This window comes from Vibrio sp. OPT18 (genome assembly GCF_015163615.1).
Classification (GTDB): Bacteria; Pseudomonadota; Gammaproteobacteria; order Enterobacterales; family Vibrionaceae; genus Vibrio; species Vibrio coralliirubri.
The window spans coordinates 52,227-63,823 of the sequence record NZ_JADDYK010000036.1; the positions used below are offsets into that span (position 1 = coordinate 52,227).

Genomic DNA, 11,597 nt, shown 5'->3' on the forward strand with positions numbered 1-11,597 from the left:
TGTCTTCTAATTCTTGCAGGATGAGCGAAGAATATGTTTAAAAAACTTCGTGGCATGTTTTCAAACGACCTATCGATTGATTTAGGTACAGCCAATACCCTTATTTATGTAAAAGGCCAAGGCATTGTTCTTGATGAGCCTTCAGTTGTAGCTATTCGCCAAGATCGTGCGGGTTCTGCAAAGAGTGTCGCTGCTGTTGGCCACGCTGCTAAGCAAATGCTTGGTCGTACGCCTGGTAACATTTCAGCGATCCGTCCGATGAAAGACGGTGTAATTGCCGACTTTTACGTAACGGAAAAAATGCTTCAGCACTTCATTAAACAAGTGCATGACAACAGTGTGCTTAAACCAAGCCCTCGCGTTTTGGTTTGTGTACCTTGTGGTTCAACACAAGTTGAGCGTCGTGCTATCCGTGAATCAGCGCTGGGTGCTGGTGCTCGTGAGGTTTACCTAATCGATGAGCCTATGGCTGCAGCGATCGGTGCTGGCTTACGTGTATCTGAACCAACAGGTTCAATGGTTGTTGATATCGGTGGTGGTACTACTGAAGTTGCGGTTATCTCACTAAACGGTGTGGTTTACTCGTCTTCTGTACGTATCGGTGGTGACCGTTTTGATGAAGCGATCATCAACTACGTTCGTCGTAACTACGGCAGCTTGATCGGTGAAGCGACAGCAGAGAAGATCAAACACGAAATCGGTTCAGCTTACCCTGGCGATGAAGTAGAAGAGATCGAAGTACGTGGTCGTAACCTTGCAGAAGGTGTGCCTCGTAGTTTTAGCCTAAATTCAAACGAAATCCTTGAAGCACTTCAAGAACCTCTATCTGGCATCGTATCTGCAGTCATGGTTGCACTTGAACAGTGTCCACCAGAGCTGGCTTCTGATATCTCAGAAAACGGTATGGTACTGACGGGTGGTGGTGCACTGCTTAAAGACCTTGATCGTCTACTAACAGAAGAAACAGGTATCCCTGTTGTTGTTGCAGAAGAGCCATTAACGTGTGTTGCTCTAGGTGGCGGTAAAGCGCTAGAGATGATCGACATGCACGGCGGCGATCTGTTCAGCGAAGAATAATATCTAGTGTTAGGCTCTTTTCTTATCTAGTTTTATGTAAAGAGCCTAGGACCTTGTCTATAGGATCAAATGTAGCTCTAGGACCAAATATAGAATGAAGCCAATTTTTGGTAGAGGTCCCTCTCTACAATTGCGCCTGTTTTTTGCTGTAATTTTATCAGCCAGCCTTATGCTGGCTGATAGTCGTTTAGATGCTTTCTCAAATGTTCGCTATCTATTAAACAGCATGGTTGCGCCTATTCAATATGCAGCCAACTTGCCTCGCACTATGTTCGATGGTGTTTACGACCGTTTTAGTACTCGCAAAGGGTTAATTGAATCCAACCATAATATTAAACGAGAAGTCTTGCGTCTGAAGAGCGAGCTGATTCTGCTTGAGCAATATCAAGAAGAAAACAAGCGCCTTCGTAAGTTGTTAGGGTCTCCGTTTATCCGTGATGAGAAGAAAGTCGTCACAGAAGTTATGGCGGTAGATACTTCACCATATCGTCATCAAGTCGTGATCGACAAAGGTCAGATTGATGGGGTGTATGAAGGTCAACCGGTGATCAATGAAAAAGGCATCGTCGGCCAAGTCACTTTCGTTGCTGCTCATAACAGTCGCGTTCTACTACTGACTGATGCAAACAATGCGATCCCTGTGCAGGTTATTCGTAATGACATCCGTGTGATTGCTTCGGGCAATGGCATGATTGATGAGATCCAGCTAGAGCACATTCCAACCAGTACCGATATACAAGAAGAAGATCTATTGGTGACATCGGGTCTTGGTGGGGTATACCCAGAAGGTTATCCAGTCGCCTATGTTACTGCCGTTGATTACGACCCGAAACGTGAATTCGCTGTGATTAAAGCAGAGCCTGTGGTTGAGTTCGATAAGCTCAGATACCTGTTGCTTGTATGGCCTGATGAAAACAAACAGATGCAAGCGGATCAATCCAGCATAGAACAAGCATTGTTAGAGGGCGAAGATGGCCAATAGCGTTTTGAGAAGCAAGGTAGTAATTGGCTGCTCATTTTTAGTAGCACTTATTCTGCAAACGATCCCTTGGCCTGGTAGCTTAGATCTATTTAGACCATCTTGGTTACTGCTGGTTACGTGTTACTGGGTTCTGGCTCTACCGCATCGTGTTAACGTGGGTAGTGCTTTGATTCTAGGCTTACTGTGGGACCTTTTGATCGGCTCTACTCTGGGTATTCGAGGCATGATGATGGCAATAGTGATGTACATTATTGCGATGAACTTCCTCGTCATTCGTAACATGGCGTTATGGCAGCAAGCCATGATCATTGCCGCGTTAACGGTATTGTTTGAGGTGTTGATCTTCTTTGGTGAATATTTGATCCAAGATGTTGTTTTCAATCCGTTATCGTTATGGAGCGCATTGATAAACTGTATACTTTGGCCTTGGATGTTTTTATTAATGAGACGCGTGCGTCGTCATTGGCATGTGAGGTAGCGTGACGATGGAAAAGAAACATTTAGTTTTGGCATCCGGTTCTCCGCGCCGCAAAGAATTACTATCTCAACTCGGTTATGAGTTTTCTGTCCTTGTGACCGATGTTGAAGAGTGTAAACACGCTCAAGAAACCGCCGAAGAGTATGTTAAGCGACTATCTTTAGATAAAGCTTTAGCTGCGTTGTCTTTATTGAAAGATAGCCCTTCTGAAAGGCAGCATGTCGTTCCTAGTTCTGATACTGTAGTTCTTGGCTCTGAGATAGTCGTTCTTGGTTCTGACACAGTCGTCGTAAGCCAAGGGCAAGTGCTTGAGAAGCCCACCGATTTTGCTGACTCTAAGCGCATGCTTACTCAGTTAGCGAATGACCGTCACCAAGTGATGACGGCGGTTTCTGTGGTTTCAGAAGAAAAACAAAGAACAGAAATCATTATTACCGACGTATGGTTTAAACCCCTCAGTGAAAAAGAAATAGAACAATACTGGCAAACAGGGGAGCCATGCGATAAAGCCGGTAGCTATGGGATCCAAGGTTTGGGCGGACGCTTTGTTACCCGAATCGAAGGTAGTTATTACGCCGTCGTCGGCTTACCTTTATTTGAAACGGACCAGCTACTGCAAGAATTCTTATAATTACTAATCTGAGGTGCACCATGAGTGCTGAATTGTTGCTGAACGTGACCCCGAGTGAAACTCGTGTGGCCATGATTGAAGGGGGAGCTCTTCAAGAGATCCATGTCGAACGAGATGCTCGACGCGGTATCGTAGGAAATATCTATAAAGGACGTGTAAGCCGTGTTCTTCCAGGAATGCAGGCGGCTTTTGTGGATATAGGCCTTGAGAAAGCAGCTTTTTTACACGCCTCTGATATTGTCCCACACACTGAATGTGTCGCTGAAAATGAAAAGAAGCAATTTCAGGTTCGTGATATTTCAGAGCTTGTTCGTCAAGGGCAAGACATTGTGGTGCAAGTGGTCAAAGACCCTCTAGGTACTAAAGGTGCCCGCTTAACCACTGATATCACTTTACCGTCTCGTTATCTGGTATTTATGCCGGGCGCAAGTCATGTTGGTGTATCTCAACGTATCGACAGCGAGTCTGAACGTAACCGTCTTAAAAAAGTCGTGTCTCGTTACTGTGACGAGCACGGTGGCTTCATCATCCGCACAGCAGCAGAAGGTGCAGATTCAAATGAGTTGGCACAAGACGCCGCATTCTTGAAGCGATTATGGCTAAAAGTATTAGAGCGTCGTGGTAAGCACAAGGCGCGTACTCGTTTGTATGGTGAGCTTTGCTTAAGCCAGCGTATCTTGCGTGACTTTGTCGGTACTGAGCTGAGCAAGATTCAGGTCGATTCTCGCCTAGAATATGAAAACCTAAAAGAGTTTACCTCTGAATACGTGCCTGAGCTGACAGACAAGCTTGAGCTGTATGAAGGTGATAAGCCTATCTTTGATATGTACGATACCGAGAACGAAATTCAACGTTCATTGGATCGTAAAGTTGAATTAAAGTCTGGTGGGTATCTGATTATCGACCAAACTGAAGCGATGACCACGGTTGATATCAACACTGGCGCGTTTGTTGGTCGCCGTAATCTAGAAGAGACGATTTTCAACACCAACGTAGAAGCGACTCAAGCGATTGCTCGTCAGCTGCGTCTGCGTAACTTGGGTGGCATCATCATTATCGACTTTATTGATATGTTGTCTGAGGAACATCGTAAGCGAGTACTAACTTCTTTAGAGGCTGCACTCGACAAAGACCGTGTGAAAACCAATATTAATGGCTTCACGCAGCTTGGTTTGGTTGAGATGACTCGTAAACGTACTCGTGAAAGTATTGAGCATATCCTGTGTTCGAGCTGTCCTGCTTGTGAAGGCCGCGGCAGTGTGAAGACAGTTGAAACCGTTTGTTATGAAATTCTTCGAGAGATCACGCGAGTGAATCGTGCGTACGACGCCGATAAATTTGTGGTCTATGCGGCAGCTGCCGTAGCTGAGGCGTTAGAGGGCGATGAATCTCACGCGCTTGCGGAGCTTGAAGTCTTTATTGGTAAGCAAGTTAAAATCCAGGCTGAGCCTCTGTACATACAAGAGCAGTTTGATGTTGTTATGATGTAATGGAAATTTTGTGAGCTCAAGCGTTACTCTGATTCTACGTGCATGTTTATGGTTAGTGGTTACTCTCTTAGTAACGCTAGCCATTGCCGTTACTACACTGCGTGTAGCCTTGCCCAATTTAAACAAGTATCAATCTGAAATTGAGCTTTGGGTAAACCAACACTCCGGTTTTGATTTTTCGATTCAAGACGTGGGCGGTTTTTGGCGTAACACTCACCCCTCTATTGCTCTGCAAGGCGTTAAAGCCAGCCTTCCCAATGCGGAAGATGTGAGCTTTTCTGTCGAGCGTGTTGAAGTCGAGTTTGACTTGATTCAATCGGTTGTACAGATGCGTCCGGTTGTGGCCGACTTGGTCATGAATCAAATGTATCTTGATATCCGCTCGATTGATCTGTTTGCCGGACAAAACGGTAAAGACGAACCTAAAGATCCCGGTTCCTCCAAGCGAGTGATACAAGAGCTCGATAATTTACTTCTGAAAACTTTGGTGGATGTGACCGCCAAAGATTCCACTCTTTTATATCGCACTATCTCTGATGAAGAACGTCAGCTTGATATCGAAACTCTGAAATGGCAAAACTCAGGTAAACATCACCTTGCGGAAGGTGTGGTGAGTATTAAAGACGCCAATCTAAACTCTTTGTCAGTGAGCGCTAACTTTATTGATGGCGGCTCGTTAACGGATATGACGGGTGAGTTTTATGTCAGTGCCGACAGTATCTCGGTTAAGCCTTGGTTAACTCGTTATATGCAGGCGGAATCCGGCATTGAAACGGGAACTGTGAGTTTGAATAGCTGGCTTACGCTGCGCAATAGCAAACCGGTAAGCGCTTATGTTGAGGTTTTACCCTCAGAATTGACGTGGAACGAAGATGGCGAGCATGACCTCATGCTTGAGTCCGGTGTCTTTAAGTTGTCCCCGACGGATGATGGCTGGCAAGTAAATGGTCACTCACTAAACCTTAGAACGGATGACACACCTTGGCCAGAACTCGACGTAGCGTTCAAGTGGAACCAAGGTCCATGGCAACTCAATGTTTCCGAGCTGGATATTGCGACCATTACTCCGTTGATTAAGCTGCTGCCTGACTCTGAACAATCAACCAAAATGATTAACGTATTGGCACCGGGCGGTTCTGTTTCTGATATTCGTGTCTCTATGGATTCAGGAATCGACAGTTTACGTTATTCAGCCAGTTTTTCTGATCTTGCTATCGAGCAGTGGGAACTAGTCCCAGGCTTTAGCCAAGTGTCCGGCAGTGTGTTTGGTTCGGCTTCGGAAGCGAAAGCTAGCCTGCACGTTATTGACGATGTGTTCCCTTATGGTGACGTATTCCAAGCGCCTTTGAATATCAAACAAGGTCAGGTTGATATTGTTTGGCAGCAAGATGAAAACGGCTGGAAACTTTGGTCGGACAAAATCACAGCAGCAACGCCAGATTTACAAGTACTAGGCGCATTCCGCTTAGACTTCCCAAAAGATGCGAGCCCGTTTTTATCCTTCTACGGTGAAGCGGACGCTTACAATGTCGGTGAAACATGGCGCTACTTACCTACGCTGGCCCTTGGGCAAGACCTAACAGACTACCTTTCAACTGCGATTCAAGCGGGTAAAGCGGACACCGTAAAACTGCTGTGGCATGGTGACTTATCTCAATATCCATACACTCACCACGATGGTATTTTTCAGGTTTGGGTTGGCTTAGAAGATGCGAAATTCAGCTTTGATACCGCGTGGCCACTGATTACTGACCTTCAGCTTGATCTGTTGTTTGAAAATGATGCGATGCATCTGGACTCTCGTTCCGCTCAATTGATGGATGTGACGGCAGATCGAATCACAGGACGCATTCCTTATTTAGGGGAAGGCGGCCATATTGAAATTGAAGCTAAAGCGACGGCGTCAGGCAATGCCGTGCGCGATTACATGACGTCTTCGCCACTGGTGGGTTCAGTAGGCGCAGCGTTAACCGCACTTCAAGTGAGTGGTGATGTCTCTTCTGAGTTCCAGCTGAATATTCCGTTTGATTCTGAAAAAGAAGCAAGAGCATGGGGTTACGCCGACTTAAGTGGCAACCATGTTGAGATTGAAGCGCCGCCAATGGTGCTTGAGAACACCACGGGTCGCATTGAATTTGATAATGATGTAGTGACAGCAAATGGCCTCGCTGCTGATCTGCTTAACCAAGGTATCTCGCTTGATTTTAAAGGCCTGAATGATGGTCCTGGCTATGCAGTTGATATTGATGTGTTAGGTGATTGGGATGTTAAGCCTCTAGAACCTTACATTGGTGAGCAATGGTTAAGTCGCTTGTCAGGTCATGCACAATGGCAAAGCCAAATTGATATCCAGCTTAATGATATCGGCTTTACCTACCAACTAGACTTACAGTCAGATCTAAAATACTTGGCGAGTGATTACCCATATCCATTGGAGAAAAAATCATTAGAAAGTGGCTCTGCAAGGCTACAGGCATCGGGTAACCAAGAGACGATTACCGCGCGTCTGCAATTGCCAAACACCAAGTACCAAGCTGAGATTGATATCACAGGCGACGTGCCTGAGTTAACGGCGACCAACTTAGTGCTTGGTCGCGGTGGCTATAAAATTAGCCCGGTTGTTGGCCATCACGCACTGATTCGTACGGATAAATTCAATGCCGATGATTGGTTATCGGTTGTGATGGAACCAGTAAAGCCTTCAACGGCTGTGCTTAGCCAAATGAACACGCCAACCATACCTGCGCCAAGCCGTATTACCTTTGAGAGTAAAGAGCTGATCTTGGGTGGTATCTCTTGGAATGATGTCGATTTTAGTGCTCGCAAGAACAAACAAGCGTGGCAAATGGAAGTGTCTAGCCAAGAGCTAGAAGGGGATATTAACTACCTGCCACCTTACGATTTGACGGTTTCACTGGATCGCCTGCATCTGTTTGTTCCAGAGTGGAGTGATAAGAACAACCAAGATCAGCAACTGCTGCAACGCAAAGAACAAGCTGCGCCATTGATCTCCAAATTGGATAGAAAGATCCACGATGCGATGCCAAACCTGACCTTGACGTTGAACGACTTTTGGCTACAAGGCTACAAGGTTGGTAAGGTCGATGTTGAAATGACGAGGAACGAAGACCGTATCGAGTGGAACAAAATCCAGGTTCGAAGTGGTGGCAACAAAGCGGATGTGAGTGGCTGGTGGGAACTGCAAGGTGACAAGAGTCATTCATCATTAACCGTTGATGTTGAAGGTGAAAACAACAGCGAGCTCATGGAGCGCTTCGGTATTACTTCCGGGATTCAAAAAGCGCCATTTGCGTTGGAAGGTCAACTAAATTGGGACGGTTCGCCTTGGGGGATCAAAATGGATACCCTTGATGGCAACGTTAAAACCAAGTTTGGTAAAGGCATTATCTCGGATGTGAGCGGCGCAGCTCGATTACTTGGTCTGTTTAGCCTAGATTCAATCATTCGTAAGATGCAGCTCGATTTCTCGGACGTGTTTGATAAAGGTATGGCCTTCAATAGCATTACCGGAACGGGCGAGATTCAAAATGGCATCTTCCTGACCAATGATCTGAATATGGATGCGGTCGCCGGTGAGATGAAAATCAAAGGCATCGCTAACCTGAACACGCGTCAGGTTGATGCTGAGGTGAACTTTACCCCAGATATTACCTCGGGTATTCCCGTATTAACGGCCTTTGCGGTAACCCCTCAAACGGCGCTGTACGTATTGGCGGTGACCACGGTTATTTCTCCAGTGGTTGAAGTCTTTACCCAAGTTAATTATTCGGTGAAAGGGCCGCTTGATTCACCTACGGTGAGCGAGCTTTCTCGTAGCTCCGGTGAGTTCCAGCTACCAGAGAAGCTGAGAAAATTAGCCGAATAAACCTTAAATTAGCCGAGAAGACCCTAGTACCCTAATCAGCTAATATACGGTGAAATGCTGATTTCTGAATCATAATGAATGGAGGAGCGATACACATGGATTGTGTTGGGTTGATTCAAATGACATCTGGCCCTAGCCCTGAATTGAACTTTGACTACCTTGCTCAAGAAGTAGCAAAGTGCAAAGAGTTAGGGGCTAAGTGGGTTGTGTGCCCTGAAAACGCGTTAGTTTTTGGCAGTAAAGCCGACTATCACCAGTATGCTGAGCCTTTAAATGATGGCTCACTGCAAAAGAAAATCTCTGAGCTAGCAAAGCTTCATCGAGTTTGGATCGTTATTGGTAGTATGCCGATAAGCACAGCTAACGGTGTGACTACCACAACCTTGGTGATTGATGATTTTGGTTGCCTCGTTACTCATTACGACAAGCTACACATGTTTGATGTGGATGTCGCTGACGCCCATAAGTGCTATCGAGAGTCGGATATTTTCACTCCGGGCAACCAAGTTGTGACAGCGGAAACGCCTTTTGGTCGCTTAGGTTTGAGTATTTGTTATGATGTGCGCTTTCCACACTTGTATTCAGAGTTACGTAAGCAAGGGGCACAAATCATTGTGGTGCCTGCAGCGTTTACAGCGGTAACGGGTCAAGCGCACTGGGAAGCACTGTTAAGATGCCGCGCGATCGAAACACAATCGTGGATTGTAGCGGTAGGACAAGGTGGAAAACACCCTTGCCAAAGAGAAACATGGGGACACTCAATGGTGGTTGATCCATGGGGACGAGTGGTCGCACAGTTAGACCAAGATCCTAAAAGTATGGTGGTTGAGATAGACACATCCAGTTGCGAGTCCATTAGGCAAAATATGCCAATCACGCAACACTCTCGATTTACCAATCAATTTTAATTACAAACAAGAGCCATCTATGAGCATTAATCAAATTGAAGAAGCGCTACTGAACCCGACAGGGCTTACGGAGCAAAATATCGCAGATACATTGGCGAGCATTGCTACCCGCCAAATTGATTATGCTGATATCTACTTTCAGTCAAGCTGGCACGAATCTTTAGTGCTAGAAGACAGCATTATTAAAGACGGCTCTTTCAATATCGATTGTGGTGTTGGTGTTCGTGCAGTTTCTGGTGAAAAGACCGGTTTTGCTTACTCTGACCAAATCCAACTGGATGGTCTTAAGCAGAGCGCAATTGCGGCTCGTGGTATTGCTAAACAAGGTCAAAACGGCAAGGTTCAAGCGTTCAAACGCAATTCTAATCAAGCTTACTATGATGCAGTTAACCCGCTAGCGAGCTGGGAAAAACAACAGAAAACAGAATTACTAAAATCATTAGATGCTTACATTCGCACTAAAGAGCCGATGGTGACTGAAGTATCGGTGAGCCTAAGTGGTGTGCATGAGCAGATGTTGGTTGCTGCTACTGATGGTACTTACGCTGGTGATATTCGTCCGCTGGTTCGCTTGTCTATTAGCGTACTTGCACAGAAGGGTGATCGTCGTGAGCGTGGTAGCGCCGGTGGTGGTGGTCGTTTTGGTTACGACTTCTTCTTAAGTGATGACAAAGGCACTCAAGTTGCTTACCAGTTTGCTGATGAAGCGATTCGCCAAGCATTAGTTAACCTTGAAGCGGTTGCTGCGCCTGCTGGTGCCATGCCTGTAGTTTTAGGCTCTGGTTGGCCGGGCGTTCTGCTGCATGAAGCGGTAGGCCACGGTTTAGAAGGAGACTTTAACCGCAAAGAGTCGTCAGTATTCTCTGGCAAAGTTGGCGAGCAAGTAACCTCAAACCTATGTACGATTGTCGATGACGGCACATTAACGGATCTACGTGGTTCATTGAACGTCGATGATGAAGGTGTTAACGGTCAGTACAATACGCTAATCGAAAACGGCATCTTAAAAGGTTACATGCAAGATAAGCTGAACGCGCGTCTAATGGGTGTAGCACCGACAGGTAATGGTCGTCGTGAGTCTTACGCGCACCTTCCAATGCCACGTATGACGAATACATACATGCTACCGGGGGAACACACGCCGGAAGAGATCATCGCAACGGTTGAGAAAGGTATCTACGCACCGAACTTCGGTGGCGGTCAGGTTGATATCACATCAGGTAAGTTTGTATTCTCAGCTTCTGAAGCGTACATGATTGAAAATGGCAAGATCACTCACCCAGTGAAAGGCGCGACGCTAATCGGTTCTGGTATCGAAGCAATGCAGCAAGTGTCTATGGTCGGTAACGACCTAAGCATCGACCGTGGTGTTGGTGTGTGTGGTAAGGCTGGCCAAAGTGTACCAGTGGGTGTTGGTCAACCGACATTGAAGCTAGACTCGCTAACCGTCGGTGGTACTGAGTAAAGCATACTAGCCTCTGAAACATCACTATAAAGATAAATTGAAAAGCGCCTCTATTGTGAGGCGCTTTTTGTTTTTAGATTACTGATTCAGTGAGCATATAGAGTCACTACATGTTCTCTTCCGCAAACTCAGCCAGTCGGCTACGCACCACACCATTGAGGTGGATGTTGGCACTGCCTTCGAAGTTTTTAAAACGCTCAACCATGTAGGTTAAGCCTGAAGTCACAGGGGTTAGGTAGGAAGAATCTATCTGCGCTAGGTTACCTGAGCAGACGATCTTAGTACCTTCACCACAACGTGTGATGATGGTTTTGATTTGTGAAGCTGTGAGGTTCTGACACTCATCCAAAAGCACAAACGCATTCTGAATCGAGCGGCCACGCATGAAGTTGATTGATTTGAACTGGATATTGGCTTTGTCACAGATGTATTTCATCGAGCCTTCTGTGCAGTGGTCATTCTTGTGCAGTGCTTCCAGTGTATCAGTCACTGCGGCTAACCAAGGCAACATCTTCTCTTCCTCTGTACCCGGAAGGAAACCTATCGATTCACCAATATCAGGGGTGTTTCGGGTTACGATGATCTTATCGAACTGTTTACGTTCAATGGTTTGTTCAAGTGCAGCAGCCATGGCTAACAGCGTCTTACCACTACCCGCTGCGCCAGTGAGAATCACAAGA

General features: G+C 46.1%; 9 protein-coding genes. 8 read left to right on the top strand and 1 reads right to left on the bottom strand.

Annotated features, from left to right (window positions below; genetic code table 11):
• The first annotated feature begins 33 nt into the window (after positions 1-33).
• The 8 genes from IQQ51_RS08335 to tldD all read left to right on the top strand — a co-directional run bounded on the left by IQQ51_RS08335 (position 34) and on the right by tldD (position 10,917).
• The gene (locus IQQ51_RS08335) at positions 34-1,077 is read left to right on the top strand and encodes a rod shape-determining protein (RefSeq protein ID WP_017062957.1); all 1,044 of its coding nucleotides are present in this window, start codon (positions 34-36) and stop codon (positions 1,075-1,077) included.
• A gap of 94 nt (positions 1,078-1,171) precedes the next feature.
• Positions 1,172-2,059: a rod shape-determining protein MreC gene (mreC, locus tag IQQ51_RS08340; protein ID WP_004735927.1), complete on the top strand. Its 888-nt coding sequence runs from the start codon at positions 1,172-1,174 to the stop codon at positions 2,057-2,059.
• Positions 2,049-2,537, top strand: a complete 489-nt coding sequence (gene mreD, locus IQQ51_RS08345) for a rod shape-determining protein MreD (RefSeq protein WP_004735926.1) — start codon at positions 2,049-2,051, stop codon at positions 2,535-2,537. The genes mreC and mreD overlap by 11 nt, the downstream gene beginning before the upstream one ends.
• A gap of 7 nt (positions 2,538-2,544) precedes the next feature.
• The gene (locus IQQ51_RS08350; RefSeq protein ID WP_193840811.1) at positions 2,545-3,168 is read left to right on the top strand and encodes a Maf family protein; all 624 of its coding nucleotides are present in this window, start codon (positions 2,545-2,547) and stop codon (positions 3,166-3,168) included.
• A gap of 20 nt (positions 3,169-3,188) precedes the next feature.
• Positions 3,189-4,658 carry a ribonuclease G gene (rng, locus tag IQQ51_RS08355; protein ID WP_017061363.1) on the top strand — a complete coding sequence of 490 codons (1,470 nt, stop codon included), beginning with the start codon at positions 3,189-3,191 and terminating at the stop codon, positions 4,656-4,658.
• 10 nt (positions 4,659-4,668) lie between these two features.
• Positions 4,669-8,544 (top strand): YhdP family protein, encoded by a 3,876-nt coding sequence (locus IQQ51_RS08360; RefSeq protein ID WP_193840812.1) that lies wholly within the window; start codon positions 4,669-4,671, stop codon positions 8,542-8,544.
• A gap of 95 nt (positions 8,545-8,639) precedes the next feature.
• Entirely contained in the window at positions 8,640-9,452 is an 813-nt protein-coding gene (locus IQQ51_RS08365) for a carbon-nitrogen hydrolase family protein (RefSeq protein ID WP_193840813.1), read from the top strand.
• Between the two features lie 19 nt (positions 9,453-9,471).
• Positions 9,472-10,917 (top strand): metalloprotease TldD, encoded by a 1,446-nt coding sequence (tldD, locus tag IQQ51_RS08370; protein WP_048609636.1) that lies wholly within the window; start codon positions 9,472-9,474, stop codon positions 10,915-10,917.
• 106 nt (positions 10,918-11,023) lie between these two features.
• On the opposite strand, the gene IQQ51_RS26820 is transcribed toward tldD, so the two are convergent.
• Positions 11,024-11,597 (bottom strand): PhoH family protein (locus IQQ51_RS26820; RefSeq protein WP_228012747.1); only part of this gene is annotated, 574 nt, incomplete at its 5' end.